This is a genomic window from Pseudomonas sp. GD04091, assembly GCF_029836165.1.
GTDB lineage: Bacteria > Pseudomonadota > Gammaproteobacteria > Pseudomonadales > Pseudomonadaceae > Aquipseudomonas.
This window is the reverse complement of sequence record NZ_JAOEBG010000004.1, coordinates 119391-138699: the sequence shown is the minus strand read 5'-3', so window position 1 is coordinate 138699 and position 19309 is coordinate 119391. Positions and strand designations below refer to the sequence as shown.

18 protein-coding genes are annotated in these 19309 nt (G+C 66.6%); 5 read left to right on the top strand and 13 right to left on the bottom strand.

Going from position 1 to position 19309, the window contains the following annotated elements; all coding sequences use genetic code 11:
- Positions 1–9: 9 nt before the first annotated feature.
- The 13 genes from N7422_RS07230 to mntP form a co-directional block, all read right to left on the bottom strand.
- Complete coding sequence (locus N7422_RS07230; RefSeq protein WP_279805877.1) at positions 10–711, bottom strand: TraX family protein; 702 nt, start codon at positions 709–711, stop codon at positions 10–12.
- A 3-nt stretch (positions 712–714) separates the two neighbouring features.
- Positions 715–1788, bottom strand: coding sequence for a metal-dependent hydrolase (locus tag N7422_RS07225; RefSeq protein ID WP_279805876.1), 1074 nt, complete (start codon positions 1786–1788; stop codon positions 715–717).
- A 71-nt stretch (positions 1789–1859) separates the two neighbouring features.
- A complete protein-coding gene (locus N7422_RS07220) occupies positions 1860–3110 on the bottom strand; it encodes an OprD family porin (RefSeq protein ID WP_279805875.1) in 1251 nt (416 codons plus the stop codon).
- 60 nt (positions 3111–3170) lie between these two features.
- Positions 3171–4376, bottom strand: a complete 1206-nt coding sequence (locus tag N7422_RS07215) for a benzoate/H(+) symporter BenE family transporter (protein ID WP_279805874.1) — start codon at positions 4374–4376, stop codon at positions 3171–3173.
- Positions 4377–4474: 98 nt separating this feature from the next.
- Positions 4475–5389 carry a catechol 1,2-dioxygenase gene (gene catA / locus N7422_RS07210; protein ID WP_279805873.1) on the bottom strand — a complete coding sequence of 305 codons (915 nt, stop codon included), beginning with the start codon at positions 5387–5389 and terminating at the stop codon, positions 4475–4477.
- Positions 5390–5422: 33 nt separating this feature from the next.
- Entirely contained in the window at positions 5423–5713 is a 291-nt protein-coding gene (gene catC / locus N7422_RS07205) for a muconolactone Delta-isomerase (RefSeq protein WP_279805872.1), read from the bottom strand.
- Between the two features lie 160 nt (positions 5714–5873).
- Positions 5874–6995, bottom strand: coding sequence for a muconate cycloisomerase family protein (locus tag N7422_RS07200; protein WP_279805871.1), 1122 nt, complete (start codon positions 6993–6995; stop codon positions 5874–5876).
- A 29-nt stretch (positions 6996–7024) separates the two neighbouring features.
- Positions 7025–8347, bottom strand: a complete 1323-nt coding sequence (locus N7422_RS07195) for an aromatic acid/H+ symport family MFS transporter (RefSeq protein WP_279805870.1) — start codon at positions 8345–8347, stop codon at positions 7025–7027.
- 56 nt (positions 8348–8403) lie between these two features.
- Positions 8404–9165 (bottom strand): 1,6-dihydroxycyclohexa-2,4-diene-1-carboxylate dehydrogenase, encoded by a 762-nt coding sequence (locus tag N7422_RS07190; protein WP_279805869.1) that lies wholly within the window; start codon positions 9163–9165, stop codon positions 8404–8406.
- 192 nt (positions 9166–9357) lie between these two features.
- Positions 9358–10368: a benzoate 1,2-dioxygenase electron transfer component BenC gene (gene benC, locus N7422_RS07185; RefSeq protein WP_279805868.1), complete on the bottom strand. Its 1011-nt coding sequence runs from the start codon at positions 10366–10368 to the stop codon at positions 9358–9360.
- A gap of 66 nt (positions 10369–10434) precedes the next feature.
- Positions 10435–10920 carry a benzoate 1,2-dioxygenase small subunit gene (gene benB / locus N7422_RS07180; RefSeq protein WP_279805867.1) on the bottom strand — a complete coding sequence of 162 codons (486 nt, stop codon included), beginning with the start codon at positions 10918–10920 and terminating at the stop codon, positions 10435–10437.
- Positions 10917–12275, bottom strand: coding sequence for a benzoate 1,2-dioxygenase large subunit (gene benA, locus N7422_RS07175; protein WP_279805866.1), 1359 nt, complete (start codon positions 12273–12275; stop codon positions 10917–10919). Before benA ends, benB begins: the two co-directional genes overlap by 4 nt.
- Before the next feature lie 203 nt (positions 12276–12478).
- Entirely contained in the window at positions 12479–13045 is a 567-nt protein-coding gene (gene mntP, locus N7422_RS07170; protein WP_279805865.1) for a manganese efflux pump MntP, read from the bottom strand.
- A gap of 776 nt (positions 13046–13821) precedes the next feature.
- Between mntP and N7422_RS07165 the strand changes: the two genes are divergently transcribed.
- The 5 genes from N7422_RS07165 (at position 13822) to N7422_RS07145 (ending at position 19256) form a co-directional block, all read left to right on the top strand.
- Positions 13822–14883, top strand: a complete 1062-nt coding sequence (locus N7422_RS07165; RefSeq protein WP_279805864.1) for a 3-deoxy-7-phosphoheptulonate synthase — start codon at positions 13822–13824, stop codon at positions 14881–14883.
- Positions 14884–14964: 81 nt separating this feature from the next.
- Positions 14965–15246 (top strand): peptidylprolyl isomerase, encoded by a 282-nt coding sequence (locus N7422_RS07160; protein ID WP_023632916.1) that lies wholly within the window; start codon positions 14965–14967, stop codon positions 15244–15246.
- A 13-nt stretch (positions 15247–15259) separates the two neighbouring features.
- On the top strand, positions 15260–17185 hold the full coding sequence (locus tag N7422_RS07155; RefSeq protein WP_279805863.1) for an extracellular solute-binding protein: 1926 nt from the start codon (positions 15260–15262) through the stop codon (positions 17183–17185).
- A complete protein-coding gene (locus N7422_RS07150) occupies positions 17182–18240 on the top strand; it encodes a microcin C ABC transporter permease YejB (protein WP_279805862.1) in 1059 nt (352 codons plus the stop codon). Before N7422_RS07155 ends, N7422_RS07150 begins: the two co-directional genes overlap by 4 nt.
- Positions 18240–19256 (top strand): ABC transporter permease, encoded by a 1017-nt coding sequence (locus tag N7422_RS07145; RefSeq protein ID WP_279805861.1) that lies wholly within the window; start codon positions 18240–18242, stop codon positions 19254–19256. Before N7422_RS07150 ends, N7422_RS07145 begins: the two co-directional genes overlap by 1 nt.
- The last annotated feature ends 53 nt before the right edge of the window (positions 19257–19309 follow it).

The following is a 19309-nucleotide window of genomic DNA, read 5'->3' as shown; positions in this document are numbered from 1 at the left end:
CAAGGCGCGTCAGCCCAATCCCTGCAGCAGCCGGATCACCAGCAGGTGCAAGGGATAGAACGTATAACCCCAGCGACCTACCGGGGGTACGCGCCAGGCGTCCTGGCGCAGCAGCCAGACACCGGCCGGTACCGCCAGCGCGGCGACCGTCAGGATCATCAGGGTAATCGGTGCCAGCAGGTGTTCACGCAACCAGCCGTTGGTGAGATTGCCGGCCACCGCCAGCAAGACCGGCAGGCTCCAGCACAGCCCGCCTCTATGCCTGGCCAGCAGCAGCGCGCCCGGCAGCAGGACGCCCGGCAGCCCGTACATCAGCTTGGCACTGAACACCGTCGCCAACAGCGCGGCGCCGATCCCGCCGACGCGGGCCAGCGGTTGGGAGTGATGCACGCCCCAGGCGACCAGCAGGCCCAGGCCCAGGGTCGGGATCACGTTGAAGGTGTGCGAGCCGGTATCCAGCCAGCGGTACGGCGCCTCCGACAACACGGCGAACACCAGCATCCAGCCCAGATAGCGTGCATTGGCCGTGGTGAACAGCTCGCCCGCGCGGCTGCGTCCGACGTTGACCGCGATGGCCAGGCAGAACAGCGGAAAGGCCAGGCGCCCGAGTACGAACAGGCCTTCGGCCGACGGCCACAGGTAACGCAAGTGGTCGGCGACCATGGTCGCGATCGCCGTCCACTTGAGCAGGTCCAACCCGGATGAGCGCACCGGCTAGCGCCTGACCTCGGCGGCGCTGCCGCTGGCCTGCGCGGCCCACGCCGCCAGTGGCAACGGCGGTTGCTGGGCGAGGATGCGCTGCCAGATCAGCGACAGTTTTCCGCCGTCGAACAGCGACGCGGCGCCGCCCCCGATCCAGCCGCGCGGCGCAATGGCCGACCACTGACCGCCGCCATCGCGCTGGGCCATCTGGAAGCGGAAGGTGTAGTTACCCGGGATGCCCATGCGCAGGTCGGTGACCACCAGCGCGTCGCCCACCACGTCATAGCGCAGCCAGTCGTCGGTGAACCAGCGCAGGCGCTCGTGCAACGGCTCGCCGGCCAGCAGCTGTCCAGCCTGCAGGTTGCGCGACTGGCGCAGCATCTCGGGGGGCGCCTTGTCGAACCAGCTGCTCACGCCTTCGTAGTAGTCGCCGTCCGGGGTCTTGGCCAGCACGCGCCAGACCAGGCTGTTGAACGCGATGGGCACCGCGCGCACCTCGCTGATGGCAACGCCCTGTGCCTGCAGGGCCAGGTGGAAGCGCTGCTCGGCGGCCATGCGCCCGGCCAGGCCGAAGCCCAGGTAGGCGGTGCTGAACAGCAGTGCCAGCGACAACAGCGCGCTCGCCCTGCCCCGCAGGCCCTTGATGGCCGCGTACATGACTGCCAGCAGCAGCGGCACCGTGTACACCGGGTCGATGATGAACACCGCCGCCCAGCTCTCCGGCGTCAGCTGCAACGGCCAGAACAGCTGGGTGCCGTAGACGGTGAACGCGTCGAGGATCGGGTGGGTGACCAGCACCAGCCAGAAGGCCAGGAACAGCCTGGGCCGGGTGTAGCCCTTGTCCGGCCAGCGCCAGGCGACCAGCCAGGCCAGCAGCAGCGCCAGCCCGGTGAGGACGAAGATCGAGTGGGAGAAGCCGCGGTGATAGGTCATCTGCGACACCGTGTCGGCGTAGCGGATCACCACGTCCAGGTCGGGCAAGGTGCCCAGGGCGGCGCCGTACAGCAGCGAACGGCGGCCCTGGATACGCCCCAGCACGGTGCCTTGCAGGGCGGCGCCGAGTACGGCTTGGGTGATAGAGTCCATGGCGAGGTTCCGGAAAGTGATGCAGGGAAGCTACCTGCATCCTGCCGGGCAGTGCAAACCCGCGGAGCCGGTCAGAACAGCTGCCAGGTATACACCAGGATCAAGCGGTTCTCGTCGATGTCGCTGCGGTAGTTCGACCGCGCCATGGCATTGCGCAGGCGAATCCCCAGCCCTTTGAGTGCCCCGCTCTGCACCGCGTAGCCCAGGTCGAGGTCACGCTCGCGGTCCTTGCCCTCGAAACCCTGCCCGATATCGACATTGTTACCAGTGATGTAGCGCACCGACGCCGTCAGTCCGGGGATGCCCATGGCGGCGAAGTTGTAGTCGTAGCGCAGCTGGTACGAGCGCTCGTCGGTGTAGGCGAACTCGTAGGTCGGCACCTCGTTGCCCAGCGGCGTGATATTGGCGAACACCCGCGCAAAGGGGCTGTCGCCGTACATGGCCTGGTAGCCGGCATGCAGGGCGTGGCCGCCAAACCTGGCGCTGAACAACGAGAAGAACGCCTGGTTGTCGATATTGCCCAGCAGCGCGTCGCCCGTTTCGCGGGCACTGTAGTACCCCAGGTTGACCCCGAGCACCCAGTCGCCCACCGGCTTGCTGTGCTTGAGCCCGACGAAGCCCTGCCGGTAGATGTCCTGCAGCTGGCCGTACCACAGGCTGGCGCTGCTCTGGCCAGCGTTGAAGGCGTAGTCGCCACCGACGTAGTCGAACCCGTCGCTTTCGGCCTGGCGCATCGGCACATGGCCAAGCATGGCGTTCATCTTGCCGTCGCCCGCCTCGTTGCGCAGGTGGGTGGCGCTCAGGTGGCCGGCCTGCACGGTCAGGCCGGCCAGCTCGCTGGAACTGAGGCTCACGCCCTGGTAGGTGGGCGGCAGCAGGCGAATATCGCTGAACGCCAGTACCGGCAGGTTGGGCTGCAGCTCGCCGATGCGCAGCTCGGTGTTCGACAGGCGCGCCTTGAAGGTCGGCGCCAGGCGGCTGTAGTCGCTGGCGGCGCGACCATCGCCATGGACCGGCAGCAGCCCGGTGTTGACCCGGTCGGGGCTGCTGTCCAGGCGGATGCCGAGCAGGCCCAGGGCATCCACGCCAAAGCCCACGGTGCCCGGGGTGTAGCCGGACTTGAAGTCGAGGATGAAGCCCTGGGCCCACTCCTGGGCCTTTGACTGCTGGTTGGCGCCGACGATGTCGGAGAAGTCGCGGCTGAAGTAGTAATTGCGGGCGCTGAGGCTGGCCTTGGCCTCTTCGAAGAAGCCGCCGTCGGCGGCCCACAGGGGTTGGCTGAGCAGGCTCAGGCCGATGGCGACGCAAGGGGTGTGATTCATTCCGAAGCTCTCTGATCTTGTTGTTATGTGATGAAGCGCTGGAACGGTGCGAACGCGGTGTCATGTCCTCCTGCGGTCAAGTGCCGGCGCGCCGCGTCGCGGCCGGCGCAGGTGGGCCAGGCCGTGGGCGAGCAGGCCGAACAGCAGCCCCCAGAACGCCGCCGACAGCCCGAGAAAGGTCACCCCCGAAGCGGTGACCAGAAAGGTGAACAGCCCAGCATCGCGCTCGGCGGGCTCGGCCAGGCTGCGTGCCAGGGCCTCGCTGATCGCGCCGTACAAGGCCAGGCCCGCCAGCGCCGCGATCAACGCGGCGGGAAAGGCGGCGAACAACGACATCAGCGTGGCCCCGGCAATCCCCAGCAGCAGGTACAGGCCACTGCCGGCGACGGCGGCCACGTAGCGCCGACGCGGGTCCTCATGGGCCTCGCGGCCCGTGCACAGGCTGGCGGTGACCGCCGCCAGGTTCAGGCCATGGCAACCGAACGGCGCGAGCAGCAGGCCGCCCAGGGCGCTGGCGCCGATCAATGGGCTGGCCGGGGTGCGATAGCCGGCGTTGCGCAGCACCGCCATGCCCGGCATGAACTGCCCGGTCAGCGCCACCAGCACCAGCGGCAGCGCCAGGCCGAAGATCGCCCCCAGGCTGAACTGCGGCGTGATCCACTGCGGCGAGGCCAGGGCCAGCACCAGCTCGTCGCCGCGAAACTCGCCGCGGGCCACGGTAACCAGCGCCCCCACCGCCAGCACGGTCGCCACCGCATAGCGCGGTCGCAGCCTGCGCATCAACACGTAGCTGACGAACATCGCCAGTACCAGCACGGGCTGCACCGGCAGCGCGCGAAACACCTCGACGCCGAAGCCGAACAGGATTCCGGCCTGCATGCCGGCGGCGATGGAGCCCGGCAACCGGGCGATCAGGCGATCGAAGGCGCCGCTGATGGCGATCAGCAACAGCAACGCGTTGGCCAGCAGGTAGGCACCGACGGCCTGGGCCAGGCCCAGCTGGGGCAAGGCGCCGACCAGCAGCGCCGAGCCTGGAATCGACCAGGCGATCACCACCGGCACCCGGTAGCGCAGGCTAAGCGCCGCGCCCAGCACGGCGCTGCCCATGGACACCGCCCAGACCCACGACGACAGCTGGCCAGGCGCCAGGCCGGCGGCCTCGGCGGCGTGGAAGATGATCACCAGGGGGCCGGCGTAGGAGATCAGAGTGGCGATGCAGCCGGCGACGATGGCCGACAGGGAGCAATCCTCGAACAGGGTTTTCATGGGATTTCTCGCAAGGCGTCGGCCGGCCTTCGTGGCAGGCACTTGTTCTGGTGTGGCCTTCTTCGCGGGTAAACCCGCGAAGAACCCGGCGCGGTGTATCAGGCCTCCTGCAACGCCCGCGGCCGCCCGCTGCGCTGCTCGGCCTCACTGTCAACAGCCTCCTGCAACTGGAAATCGAACGTCAGCTCGGCAACACGCCCCTGCTCGCCATCTCGGAACACCACCTCCCCCACCAGCCCGTCGCGGGTGGCATAGGCGAAGTCATCCCACAGGTACTTGTCGCCGGACAGGTTGATCTGGGTGGTCAGGTGGCGATGCCCGGGCGCCGAGATGAAGAAATGGATATGCGCCGGGCGCCGGCCATGGCGACCGAGCAGGTCCAGGCACTCCTGGGTCGGCCCCTGCGGATCGCAGCCATAGCCGCAAGGCACGATCGAGCGCGCGCGGTAACGGCCCTCGGCGTCGGTGACGATGCGCCGACGCAGGTTGTAGGCTGACTGGCTCCGGTCGAAGAACGAATAGGTGCCACGGCTGTTGGCATGCCACAGGTCCACCGTCGCCCCGGCCAGCGGCTGGCCGTCGGGGCCGCGCACCTGGCCCTCGAGGAACATCACCGTGGCCACGCCCTCCTCGCTGCCGTCGTCCATGCGCGCCTGGCCCTGCGCGATCGGCGCCCCGGCCACGTACAACGGGCCTTCGATGGTGCGGGGCGTGCCGCCGCTCAGGCCAGCCCGGGCATCCTTGGCGTCCTGCAGCAGGTCGAGGAAATGCTCGATGCCCAGCCCTGCCACCAGCAACCCGGCCTCGCCACGTCCGCCGAGGCGATTGAGGTAGTCGACGGCGTGCCAGAACTCGTCCTCACTGATCTCCAGGTCCTCGATCAGGCGCGCGCTGTCCTGCAGCACGCGCTGGATGATGCGCTTGAGGCGCGGGCTGCCGTTGTCGTTGCCGAAACCGGCGGCTTGCTCGAAGAACGCCTGCACGTCGGGGGTATGGGAAATCTTCACGGTCATGATCAGGTACCTCGTGTCGTTCTTGTGATGGGTTCAGCGGTCGTCGCCGTGGATCGACGAGGGATGGCGGCACAGGCCGTCGACCTCGATGTCCATGTAGGGAAACAGCGGCAGCTGCATCAGGGTGTCGTGCAGGGCTTCGACGCTGGGCACGTCGAACACGCTGTAGTTGGCGTAGTGGCCGGCGATGCGCCACAGGTGGCGCCAACTGCCCTCGCGCTGCAGGCGCTGGGCCAGTTCCTTTTCGTCGGCCTTCAGTTGCACGGCCTTGGTTGGGTCCATGTCGACCGGCAGCTTTACGGTCATCTTTACGTGGAACAGCATGCTGATTCTCCTTTCTCTAATCTGGCTCGGCCCTTGTAGGAGCGGCCTTGTGTCGCGAAAGGGCTGCGCAGCAGCCCCGGCGATCCATGTGGTAACGCTGGGGCCGCTTTGCGGCCCTTTCGCGACACAAGGCCGCTCCTACAGGGGGCTGTGTTTGCCTTCAACGGCGGGCGAAGCGCGCCAGGCGCTGTTCGTCCAGGGTCAAGCCCAGGCCGGGGGTGCTTGGGACGTGCAGTTGAAAGTCGCGGTATTGCGGCGCCTCGCGGACGATCTCCTCGGTCAGCAGCAACGGGCCGAACAGCTCGGTGCCCCAGGTCAGCTGGCGCAGGGTGAGGAAGGCATGGGCCGAGGCCAGAGTGCCGACCGAGCCTTCGAGCATCGTCCCGCCGTACAGGGCGATACCGGCGGCCTCGGCGATCTGCGCGGTGCGCAGCACGGCGCGGGGGCCGCCGTTCTTGGCGATCTTCAGGGCGAAGATGCTCGCCGCCCCCATGGCGGCCAGGCTGAAGGCGTCCTCGACGCTTTCGATGGACTCGTCGGCCATGATCGGCGCCGGGCTGCGCTGGTTGAGGCGCACCTGGCCGCCCTGGTTGATGCGCGAGATAGGCTGCTCGATCAGGTCGATGCCGTTGTCGCCGAGGACCTGGCAGGCACGCAGAGCCTGGGACTCGTCCCAGTACTGGTTGACGTCGACCCGCACACTGGCGCGCTCGCCCAGTTCGCGCTTGATCGCCAGCACATGGTCGAGGTCCTGGGCCACGGGGTTGGCGCCGATCTTCAGCTTGAACACCCGGTGGCGGCGGATGTCGAGCATGTGCTCGGCCTCGGCGATGTCCCGGGCGGTGTCGCCGCTGGCCAGGGTCCAGGCCACTTCCAGGCTGTCGCGCAGCCGTCCGCCGAGCAGCTCGCTGACCGGCAGGCCCAGGCGCTTGCCCTGGGCATCGAGCAGCGCACTCTCGATGCCGGACTTGGCGAAGGTATTGCCCTTGGCGATCTTGTCCAGCTTGAGCATGGCGGCATTGATGTTGTCCGCCGCCAGGCCGATCAGCGCCGGCGCCAGGTGTGCGTCGATGTTGGCCTTGATGCCTTCCGGGCTCTCGTAGCCGTAGGCCAGGCCGCCGATGGTGGTGGCCTCGCCGATGCCTTCGATGCCGTCGCTGCAACGCAGGCGCAGGATCACCAGGGTCTGCTGCTGCATCGTGTGCATGGCCAGCTTGTGCGGGCGGATGGTCGGCAGATCGACGATGATCGCCTCCAGCCGGTCGATGGTCGGGCTTGTCATGCCAGGCTCCAGTTCAGTCAGTGTTCTGTTCAGGCCGCCGCGGCCAGGCCATGGCGCCGGCCGCTGGCCAGGTGCACGGCCATGGCCAGCGCGGCGACGGCGCCGGGGATGGCGAAAGCGATGAAGTTCAGTTGCAGCGGCAGGTTGATGCCCATCAGCGCGCCGCCGAGCAGCGGACCGACGATGGCGCCGTTGCGACCGATGCCGGAGGCCCAGCCCAGCCCGGTGGAGCGCACCGACAGGCCGTACAACTGGGCGGCGCCGGCGTACAGGAGGATCTGCGTGCCGATGGTGGTGGCCCCGGCCACGAAGATCAGCAGGTACAGCACCGGCATCGGACTGTTGACGCCCAGCAGGCTGATCGACAGCGCGGCACCGATGAAGAACGCCACCTTGACCTTCACCAGGTTGTAGCGATCGCCCAGCCAGCCGCCAAGGATCGCCCCGGCCATGCCGCCGAAATTCAGCGCCAGCAGGAACGACAGGCTCGAGCCGAGGCTGTAGCCGGCGTTGGCCATCAGCTTGGGCAGCCACGAGCTCAGCGCGTAGACCATCAGCAGGCAGCAGAAGAACGCCAGCCACAGGGCCAGGGTGCGCACCACCAGGCCATCACGGAACAGCTCCAGCACCGAAGCCCCCTTGCCCTTCTGGTCCAGCGCCTGCAACTGGTCGTCGGCCCGCACGTCACAGTGCGGATCCAGGCGTTTGAGCAGTGCGCGGGCCTCATTCACCCGGCCCTGGCGCACCAGGAAACCGATGGACTCGGGCAGGTAGTAAAGGATCACCGGCAACAGCAGCAGCGGCACGGCGGCGGCGAAGAACATCGACTCCCAGCCGAAACGCGGCAGCAGGAAGATGCCGATGCCCGCCGAGAGCATCCCGCCCAGGGAATAGCCGCTGAACATGATCGCCACCAGGGTGCTGCGCAGGCGCTTGGGCGCGTATTCGTTCATCAGCGCCACGGCGTTGGGCATCAGCCCGCCGCAGCCCAGGCCGGCGAAGAAGCGATAGATACCGAACTCGCTGGGGCTGGTGGCGAAGCCGTTGAGGATGGTCGCGCCGGAAAACAGCGCGAAACACAGAGCGATGCCCTTCTTGCGTCCGATGCGATCGGCCAGGCTGCCGAAGACCAGGGCGCCGAACATCATGCCGAACAACGCGTAGCTACCCAGGGCCCCGGCCTGCAGCGGGGTCAGCGCCCACTCCTGCATGATCACCGGCAGCACCACACCGTAGATGAACAGGTCGTAGCCGTCGAAGATCAGCAGCAGGCCGCACCAGGCCATGACCATCCAGTGGAAGGAGGTGAAACGGGCATTGTCGATGATCGGGTGGACGTCGAGTGTTCGCATGGCATCTGTCTCTGTTGTTTTTGTTGTGTGAAGAGAAAACCTTGCCGGGGCAGCCTTCAGCCGAGGTCGCCACCGCCCACCGGCAGGGTCACACCGGTGATGTAGGAGGCCTCGTCGCAGGCCAGGAACAGGATCGCGCCGACCTGTTCGTCGAGGGTGCCGTAGCGCTTCATCAGGCTGCTGGACACGGTCTGGTCGACGATCTGCTGGTACCAGGCCTTCTCCTCGGCGCTCTGTTCGGCCTGGTTGCGCGGGATGCGCCGGGGCGGCGCCTCGGTGCCGCCGGGAGCGGTGGCGTTGACCCGGATGCCGCGCCCGGCGGTTTCGAAGGCCAGGCACGCGGTGAGCGCGTTGACGCCGCCCTTGGCCGCGCCGTAGGGCACGCGGTTGACGCCACGGGTGGCGATCGACGAGACGTTGACGATGGCGCCGCTGCCGCGTTCGAGCATGTACGGCAGCGCGGCGTGGCAGCACCACAGGGTGGGGAACAGCGAGCGACGCACCTCGGCTTCGATCTGCTCGACCTGGTAGCGCTCGAAGGGCTTGGCCCAGATCGTGCCGCCGACGTTGTTGATCAGGATGTCGAGGCGGCCGAAGGTCTCGACCGCGCAGGCCATGACCCGAGCGCAATCGGCGTGCTGTTCGAGGTCGGCGGTGAGCGTCAGCACGCCCTCGCCCGCCAGTTCGTGGACCAGTTCGGAGCGGTCCACCGCGACCACCTGCGCGCCTTCGGCCTTGAGCCGCCAGCACACGGCGCGGCCGATGCCCTGGGCGGCGCCGGTGACCAGGGCGACTTTGCCTTGGAATCGGTTGTTCATGTCGATCTCCTGCTTGCTTCGAAATTGCCGGGAGGGCTGCGCCCTCCATCGCGACACAAGGCCGCTCCCACAGGTACCGCGCTCGGTTCAGGGCACAGTCGCGAAAGGGCCGCAGCGCGGCCCCGGCGTTCTCGAGGCCAATGAAAAAAGAGGCCACCCTCACCCGCACGATGCGGGCAGCCCCGTGAAACCTCAGGCCGCCGCGGCGAACTTCTCGTAGTAGAAGTTGGCCGGGGTGATGCCCTGCTCGCGGATGTACTGGCTGACCGCCTCGACCATCGGTGGCGGGCCGCACAGGTACACGTCGACGTCGCCCTCGTTGAGGTGGCGCGGCTCGATGTGCTGGGTCACGTAGCCCTTGTGCGGGTACTGGCTTTCGGGGTTGGCCACGCAGGCGCTGAAGGTGAAGTTGGGAATACGCACGGCCAGGGCCTGCAGGCGGTCGAGCTCGACCAGGTCGAAATCGTTGGTCACCCCGTAGATCAGGTGCAGCGGATGCTCGCTGCCCTGCTCGGCGATCCTCTCCAGCATCGCCGTGAACGGCGCCAGGCCCGTGCCGCCGGCCAGCAGCAACAGCGGGCGCTGGATCGGACGCAGGTAGAAGCTGCCCAGGGGCCCCGCCAGGCTCAGGCTGTCGCCGGCCTTGGCCAGCCCGGTGAGGAAGCTGCTCATCAGGCCGCCTGGCACGTTGCGGATCAGGAAGCTGACTTCGCCGTCCTTCTGCAACGAGCTGAACGAATAGGCACGGCTCTGTTCGCTGCCCGGCACCCTCAGGTTGACGTATTGCCCCGGCAGGAATGCCAGGCGGCTCAGGGCTTCGCCCTTGATCGACAGGGCGATGGTGCTGGCCGACAACTGGCGCACAGCGCTGATCGCCGCCTCGAAGCTGGACTGCTCGGTCTTGCACAGCTGCGAAGAGGCCGGGACGCGCACCACGCAGTCGGACTCGGCGCGCATCTGGCAGGTCAGCACGTAGCCCTGGGCGATTTCATCAGGGCTGAGCGCGTCCTCGATGAAGTTGTCGCCCAGGTCGTAGCGGCCGGATTCGGCCTTGCATTTGCAGGTGCCGCAAGCGCCGTCGCGGCAGTCCAGCGGGATGTTGATGCCCTGGCGGTAGGCGGCGTCGGCCACGCTCTCGTGGCCGTCGGCCTCGATGAAACGGGTGACCCCGTCCTCGAAATTCAGTGCGATCTGGTAGCTCATGGTGCACCTCGCGGGCGAGCCTGGCCGCGGCGCGCCGTGGGGCGCACCGACAGGCTCGGCGGTGAATCAGATGTGGTAGATGTCGATGACCTGGCGAACGTAGTCGTTCTTCAGCACCACCTTCTTGGCCGTGATCAGCGGCTGCTCGCCGCGCAGGTCGAGGGTGTAGAAACTGCTGCCGAAGTAGCTGTCGGTGGTCTTGTAGCGAAAGCTCAGGGTGTGCCAGTTGAAGCGCACCTGGCAGCTGCCCTCGCCCACCTCGACGATCTCGATGTTGCTGAGGTTGTGCGAGGTGCGGGTGTCCGGCACCGTGGCGCTGGAGCGCTCGGTCTTGATGCGGAACACCCGGTCTTCCAGACCACCACGGTTGCCGTACCAGATCAGCGAGATTTCGCTCTGCGGATCGAGGGTAAGGCGGTCATCGTCGTCCCACGCCGGCATCCAGAAGGTCGCGTCGCTGGCGTAAAGCTCCAGCCACTGGTCCCACTGGGCGTCGTCCAGGTAGCGCGCCTCGCGGTAGAGAAAGTCGCGCACGGTGTCATGCAGGCTCATTGCACGGCCTCCACGGGGATCAGCCGCTGTTCGTCCTTGAGCGCCTGAATCATGGTGTCCTGCCAGTACTTGTGCTGGAGCACGAACAGGCCTTCGTCTTCGGTGCGCACGCCTGACAGCAGTGGCGCAAGCTCGATCTCGCGGGCCGCCTCGTCGGCGCCTTCGACCCAGTGGGTCGCGCCACGGGACATGTCGTTCCAGCCTTTGCCCGCACCATAGCCGGTCTGGCACGAGCGGAACTCCTCCAGGTCGTCCGGGGTGGCCATGCCGCTGACGTTGAAGAAGTCCTCGTACTGGCGGATCCGCCTGGCCCGGGCCTCGGCGCTTTCGCCCTTGGGGGCGATGCAGTAGATGGTGATTTCGGTCTTGTTCACCGAAATCGGCCGGGCGATACGGATCTGCGAGCTGAACTGGTCCATCAGGTAGACGTTGGGGTACAGGCACAGGTTGCGCGAATTCTCGATCATCCAGTCGGCACGGGCCTGGCCGAAGTCGGCGGCCAGCTGCTCGCGACGCTCGTAGGCGGGACGGTCCTCGGGGTTGGCCCAGCGGGTCCACAGCAGCAGGTGGCCGTGATCGAAGGAGTAGAAACCGCCGCCCTGCTTGGCCCAGGCCCCGGCGCTCATGGTCTTGATCTCGTCACCCGCTTCGCGCTGCTTGCGCTGGTTCTGGGTGGCGGCGTAGTTCCAGTGCACCGAGCTCACATGGTAGCCATCGGCGCCATTCTCGGCGGTGAGCTTCCAGTTGCCTTCGTAGATGTACGAGCTGGCGCCACGCAGCACCTCGAGCCCCTCGGGGGACTGGTCGACGATCATGTCGATGATCTTCGCCGACTCGCCCAGGTGCTCGACCAGCGGCTTGACGTCAGCGTTGAGGCTGCCGAACAGGAACCCCCGGTACGACTCGAAACGGGCGACCCGGGTCAGGTCGTGAGAGCCTTCGCAGTTGAAGCTGTCGGGGTAGCCGGCATTGCCTGGGTCCTTGACCTTGAGCAGCTTGCCGCTGTTGTTGAAGGTCCAGCCGTGGAACGGGCAGGTATAGCTGGACCGGTTGCCGCGCTTGTGTCGGCAGAGCATGGCGCCACGGTGGCTGCAGGCATTGAGGAAGGCATTGAGTTCGCCCTCCTTGTTGCGGGCGATGAAGACCGGCTGGCGGCCCATGGTCAGGGTGAGGAAATCGTTGTTCTGCGGGATCTGGCTTTCATGGGCCAGGTAGATCCAGTTGCCCTCGAAGATGTGCGTCATCTCCAGGTCGAACAGGCGTGGGTCGGTGAACATTTCCCGCTTGCAGCGATAGACGCCCTTTTCCCGGTCATCCTCGAGCAAGGCGTTGAGATAGTCGAATCCCAGGGACATGGCCAGGGCCTCCGTTGTTATTGTTCAGGCCAGGTCAGGTTATGCCCACGGTCGGGGCGCGGATATCCAGATCGTGCAGAGCGCTATCCGTTTTGTGCAGCCAGGGGGTCGCAGATGCTGTTCACCCAGAGAATCGGGGCTGCACAGCGGCCCCGATGAGCGCCAACCTTTTTCGAGTGAACAGCGTTGCCAGAGCGGTTTGTTCAGACCGCGCTCAGGTGCTCGTAGAGGATGGTCGCCCCCACCAGCATCAGCACCACGCCACCGATGATTTCGGCACGCTTGCCCACCACCGAGCCCAGCGCCCGGCCAAGCAGGGTGCCAAGGGTGACCATGATCATGGTCGCCAGGCCGATGGCCACGGCCGCCACCCAGATGTTGACGTCGATGAACGCCAGGCCGACGCCCACCGCCAGTGCGTCGATGCTGGTGGCCACGGCGGTGACGGCGAGGATCCAGAATGAATGCTGGGTCTGTTTCTCCTCCTCCTGTTCGTCGGTCTTCAGACCGGCATGGACCATGTGCGCCCCCAGCGCCACCAGCAGCACGAAGGCGATCCAGTGGTCCCACTGCTCGACATATTGGCTGGCGGCCTGCCCCAGCAACCAGCCGATGACTGGGGTGATGGCCTCGATCACGCCGAAGATCAGGCCGGTGCGCAAGGCTTCCAGCAAGCGTGGACGGTGCAGGCTGGAGCCTTTGCCGATGGAGGCCGCAAAGGCGTCGGTGGACATGGCGAAGGCGAGAAACACGAGGGAGATGGCATTCAACGGTAGGGACTCCAGCCGGGCAACGAGTCAACGACAGCCACCTGCACGCCCGGCACGGGTACAGGAGGGTCGTTGGTCTCGCCAATCCGGGTGGATGCGCTGGCCATGGCAGGTTGCCAAATGTGTTGACCAGAGCGCCTTCACGTCGCGTGAAGGCCGGCTACTCCCCAAAGAGTGGCGCGATCATAGCAGCGTCGGGTGAAAAAAGTGTGAATGGCTCGCCATCCCCTCAGGCATGCTCGATCACGTCGATAGCATTTATCCATTGATCGGTGGCGCGAAGGTGCAGTAAGCTCGGGCTCATTCACTGGAGAGCAACATGTCGAAACAATCCTGCAACCTCGCCAATCACACCGGTCGCGCCGCGCACCGCGTGCTGGCCGTTGCCGGTCGTAACGCCGTTGCCAGCTTTTATTTTGGGTATTGGTTTAGCCACTAGGCGCCGATAACCCATCCGGCGCCCACCTTCGAGGGGCCGCCGAACACGAGAATACTCAAACCCCCGGTCGGCCCCCCGACCGGGGGTTTTGCATTTGCGGGCTTTCGAAAACACCGATTCATATTGAGGACAGATCCATGAACTACGCCACCTTCTACTACCCAAGCACCTTCGCATGGCGATTTAGCCAGTTCCGTTCGGGCCAGCCTGCCGCCTCCGTTCGGTCGATTTCCGGTGGCAATGCCGCACAAACACTGCTTTTGACGATTTGTCGAACACCTCGATAGGGCCGACCACGCGGGCCAGAACCCGCCGTCCGCCCAAGGAAGAACACGCCATGCAAGCCTCGAACCTCGCCCTGCCCCTGAGCCAACCGCACGCGGCCAACACCCACGTCAGCCAGCGCCTGCCCAGCCCGCACCTGCTCAAGCAGCAGATGCCGCTGTCCACCGAACTCACCCAGCAAGTCCATGCCCACCGCCAGGCGATTCGCGCCATTCTCGAAGGCCGCGACGAGCGCCTGCTGGTCGTGGTCGGCCCGTGCTCGATCCATGACCCGCGCTCGGCCCTCGAATACGCCGATCGCCTCGCCGCGCTCAGCCGCGAAGTCGATGACCAGCTGCTGCTGGTGATGCGCGCCTACGTGGAAAAGCCCCGCACCACGGTCGGCTGGAAAGGCCTGGCCTACGACCCGCACCTCGACGGCAGCGACGACATGCACGCAGGCATCGCCCTGTCCCGTGGCTTGATGCTGAGCATGATCGAACGCGGCCTGCCGATCGCCACCGAATTGCTGCAGCCGATGGCCGCAGGCTACTTCGACGACCTGCTGGGCTGGGCCGCGATCGGCGCGCGCACCACCGAGTCGCAGATCCACCGCGAGATGGTCAGTGGCCTGGAACTGCCGGTGGGCTTCAAGAACGGTACCGATGGCGGCATCGGCATCGCCTGCGACGCCATGCGCAGCGCAGCACACCCACACCGCCACTTCGGCATGGATGCCCAGGGGCATCCGGCGATCATCGAGACCTTGGGCAACCCGGACACCCACCTGGTGCTGCGCGGTGGGCACCAGGGGCCGAACTACGACGCCACGAGCGTTGCCCTGGCCCGCCAGGGCCTGGCCAAGGCCGGCCTGGCACCACGGATCATGGTCGATTGCAGCCATGCCAACAGCGGCAAGGACCCGATGCGCCAACCTGCGGTATTCGAGCAGGTGCTGCAACAGCGCCTGGCTGGCGACCGTTCGCTGGTCGGGGTGATGATCGAGGGGCATCTGTTCGATGGTTGTCAGGCACTGGGCAAGGGCACGCTGAAATACGGCGTGTCGATCACCGATGGCTGCCTGGGTTGGAGCTCGACCGAGGCAATGCTGCGCGAGGCCGCCGCACGCCTGTAGGAAACGGCTCGCAAGCCTTGCGAGACATGTCGCTGACAAGTGCGCTAGGCTTGCCTTCTTTCAACTCAAGGAGCAATTCCCATGGCCCGAGCCACCGCCCGCCACATCCTGGTTGCCAGCGAAGACAAGTGCAACGAACTCAAAGCACAGATCGAAGCTGGCGCCGACTTCGCCGAAGTCGCCAAGGCCAACTCCACCTGCCCATCCAGCCGCCAGGGCGGCGACCTGGGCTCGTTCGGTCCGGGCCAGATGGTCAAGGAGTTCGACACCGTGGTCTTCAGCGCGCCGCTGAACGTCGTTCAAGGTCCGGTCAAGACCCAGTTCGGCTACCACCTGCTCGAAGTGACCAGCCGTCAGGACTAAGTCACCGCAGCCGATGAGCGCCCCTGTGGGAGCGGGTTTACCCGCGAATGCTGCAGATCCGGCAACGAGGTTGCATGCACGGACGCATTCGCGGGTAAACCCGCTCCCACAACTTTTGCGGGGGCTCATGCTGTTGTGCCTTAGCGCCACGGCTCATGCCGCCCCCACCCACGCCCTCACCGTCTACGGTGAAGCCCCCCGCTATCCCGAACACTTGCGCCACTTCGACTACGTCAACCCCGATGCCCCCAAGGGCGGCAGCCTGCGTCGCTCGGCCCTCGAGATCGGCCAGTTCGACCATATCCTGCCGTACATCGACAAAGGCATCGGCGTCAGCCAGGTCGATGGCTGGCTGTACGCGCCACTGGCCATGCGCTCGCTCGACGAGCCGTACACCGTGTATGGCCTGATCGCCCGCCGCATGGAGCGAGGCCCGGACGATGCCTGGCTGCGCTTTCATCTCGACCCACGCGCCACCTTCGCCGACGGCACGCCGGTGCGCGCCGAGGATGTGCGCTTCACCTTCGAGCTGCTGATGGCCAAGGGTAGCCTCAAGTACCGCACCCAGTTCGCCGACGTCACCGGGGTGACGGTCGAGGGCCCGCGCCAGGTGCGTTTCGATCTCAGGCAAGCGCACGCGCGAACCCTGGCGCTCGACCTGGCCACCCTGCCGGTGCTGCCCGAGCACGACTGGCAACAGCGGGATTTCGCCAACGGCGCCGGCTTCGACCAGCCCGTGGGCAGTGGCCCGTACCGCATCAGCCGGATCGACAATGGCCGCAGCATCACCTTCGAACGCAATGCCGACTGGTGGGCCAGGGACCTGCCGGTGACGCGCGGCCTGTATAACTTCCAGCGCCTGCGCATCGAGTACTTCGGCGACACCGAAGTGGCGCGCCAGGTGCTCAAGGGCGGCGGCTACGACTACAACCGCGAGTTTTCCGCCACTGCCTTCACCCTTGGCTACAACGGTGCCCAGCTGGACGATGGCCGCCTGCGGCGCGGCCATCTGGGGCCGGCCAAGCCACAGGTGGCCCAGGGCTTCGTGTTCAATCTGGACCAGCCGCAGTTCAAGGATCGTCGCGTGCGCCAGGCGCTGGGCATGCTCTGGGATTTCGAGTGGAGCAACCGGCAGATGATGCGCAACCTGTACATCCGTCAGCAGAGCCTGTTCTCCAACACCCCACTGGCGGCCCGGGCGCTGCCCGACGCAGACGAGCTGAAACTCCTGGAGCCGTTGCGCGGCCAGGTGCCGGACGCAGTGTTCGACCAGGTCTTCACCGCCCCCGTCACCGACGGCTCGGGCCTCATCCGCCCACAGCAGCTGCAGGCGCTGGCCCTGCTCCAGGAAGCCGGATGGCGGCCACAGGGTGACCGCCTCGTGAATGCCCGAGGCGAGCCGCTGAGCTTCACCTTCCTCAACGGTCAGTCGGGCCTGGAACGCCTGCTGCTGCCGTGGAAGCGCAACCTGGCGCAGATCGGCATCGAGATGAACATCCGCAACGTCGATTCGGCGCAGTACGTCAACCGCCTGATGGCCCGCGACTACGACATGATCGTCACCGGCTACCCGGTGACCCTGTCACCCGGCAGCGAGCTGTACAACTACTTCGGCTCCGCCGCGGCCAACGATCCGGGTTCGAACAACCTGATGGTGCTCAAGGACCCCGCCGTGGACCGCCTGATAGACGGCCTGGTGCGCGCCAGCACACAGGCCGACATGCTGCGCCATGCCCACGCCCTGGACCGGGTGCTGCAATGGAACTACTACTGGATCCCCAACTACTATCCGCCCGGCAGCTCGACCGTGTGGTGGAACCGTTTTGGCCTGCCCAAGGTGCAGGCCGCCTATGACGAAGGCCTGGACACCTGGTGGGAGGTCAGCCCGAAGGCGCTTACCAACCAACAGATGACCGAGCTGCTCGGGACTGCGCCATGACCGCCTACCTGATGCGCCGCCTGCTGCTGATCATCCCGACCTTGCTGGCGATCCTGCTGGTCAACTTCGCCATCGTCCAGGCCGCCCCCGGTGGCCCGGTGGAACAGGCGGTGGCCAGGCTGCAGGGCCTCGGCGGGGGCGCTCCTGGCGCCAAGGTCGAGGTGGTGCACGGCGAATCCCGCGCCACGCGGGGGCTGGATCCGAAGCTGATCGAGGAAATCAAACGCCAGTATGGCTTCGACAAGTCCGCCCCCGAGCGCTTGTGGCTGATGCTCGGCCAGTACGCCCGGCTGGATTTCGGCCAGAGCTTCTTTCGCGGCGCCAAGGTCACCGACCTGATCCTGGAAAAACTGCCGGTCACCCTGTCCCTGGGCTTCTGGGCCACGCTGATCACCTACCTGGTGTCCATCCCCCTGGGCATCCGCAAGGCCGTACGCCATGGCAGCCGCTTCGACGCCTGGAGCAGCGCGCTGATCGTGATCGGCTATGCCCTGCCCTCGTTCCTGTTCGCCCTGCTGCTGATCGTGCTGTTCGCCGGCGGTACCTCGTTGAACTGGTTCCCGGTGCGCGGCCTGGTATCCGACGACTTCGACCAGCTCAGCCTGCTGGGCAAGGTCGCCGACTATTTCTGGCACCTGGTGCTGCCGGTCGGCGCCCTGGTGATCGGCGGGTTCGCCACGCTCACCCTGCTGACCAAGAACGCCTTCCTCGACGAAATCTCCCGCCAGTACGTGGTCACCGCCCGGGCCAAGGGCCTGAGCGAGCGCCGGGTGCTCTACGGCCATGTGCTGCGCAACGCCATGCTGCTGGTGGTGGCCGGGGTGCCGCAGGCGCTGATCACCGTGTTCTTCGCAGGCTCGCTGCTGATCGAGGTGATCTTCTCGCTCGATGGCCTCGGGCGCATGAGCTACGAGGCGGCGGTGTCGCGGGATTATCCGGTGGTGTTCGGCATGCTGTTCATCTTCACCCTGGCCGGGCTGCTGATCCGCCTGATCGGCGACCTGTGCTACACCGTGCTCGACCCGCGCATCGACTTCGACGCGAGGGCCCACTGATGCTTTCGCCGATCGCCCGCCGCCGCCTGCGGCGCTTTCGTGACAACCGCCGTGGCTGGATCTCGCTGTGGCTGTTCGCCGGCTTGCTGGTGCTCAGCCTGGGCGCCGAGCTGGTGGCCAACGACAAGCCCCTGCTGCTCGGCTACCAGGGCGAGCTCTACACCCCGGCGCTCAAGCGCTACACCGAGCAGCAGTTCGGCGGACAGCTGCCATTCCAGCCGGACTATCGCAGCCAGTACGTGCGCCAGCTGATCGAAAGCCAGGGCGGCTGGATGCTGTTCGCGCCGATTCCCTTCAGCGCCGACACGCCCAACTACGACCTGCAGGTGCCCACGCCCAGCCCGCCGAGCACACGCAACTGGCTGGGTACCGACGACCAGGGCCGCGACGTGCTGGCGCGGGTGCTGTACGGCACCCGGGTGTCGTTGCTGTTCGCCTTCGCCCTGACGCTGGTCAGCGTGCTGATCGGGGTGACGGCCGGCGCCCTGCAGGGCTACCACGGCGGCTGGGTCGACTTGCTCGGCCAGCGCCTGCTGGAAGTCTGGTCGGGGTTGCCGGTGCTCTACCTGCTGATCATCCTGTCGGGGTTCGTCGAGCCGGACTTCTGGTGGCTGCTGGGGATCATGGCGCTGTTCTCGTGGCTGAGCCTGGTCGATGTGGTACGCGCCGAGTTCCTGCGCGGACGCAACCTCGAATACGTCAAGGCCGCCCGCGCCCTGGGCCTGCCGGACACCCAGGTGATGCTGCGCCACATCCTGCCCAATGCCATGAACGCCACGCTCACCTACGTGCCATTCATGCTCACCGGGGCGATCACCACCCTGACCGCGCTGGACTTCCTCGGCTTCGGCATGCCTGCGGGCAGCGCCTCGCTGGGCGAGCTGGTGACCCAGGGCAAGCAGCACCTCGAGGCGCCCTGGCTGGGCTTTACCGCATTCTTCGCCCTGGCGCTGATCCTGTCGCTGCTGGTGTTCATCGGCGACGCGCTGCGCGAGGCGTTCGACCCACGAAGGTAAGGCTGCCCGCAATGGCAGCCGGAACAGGCTTGCACCCATTTCCACAACAGGCC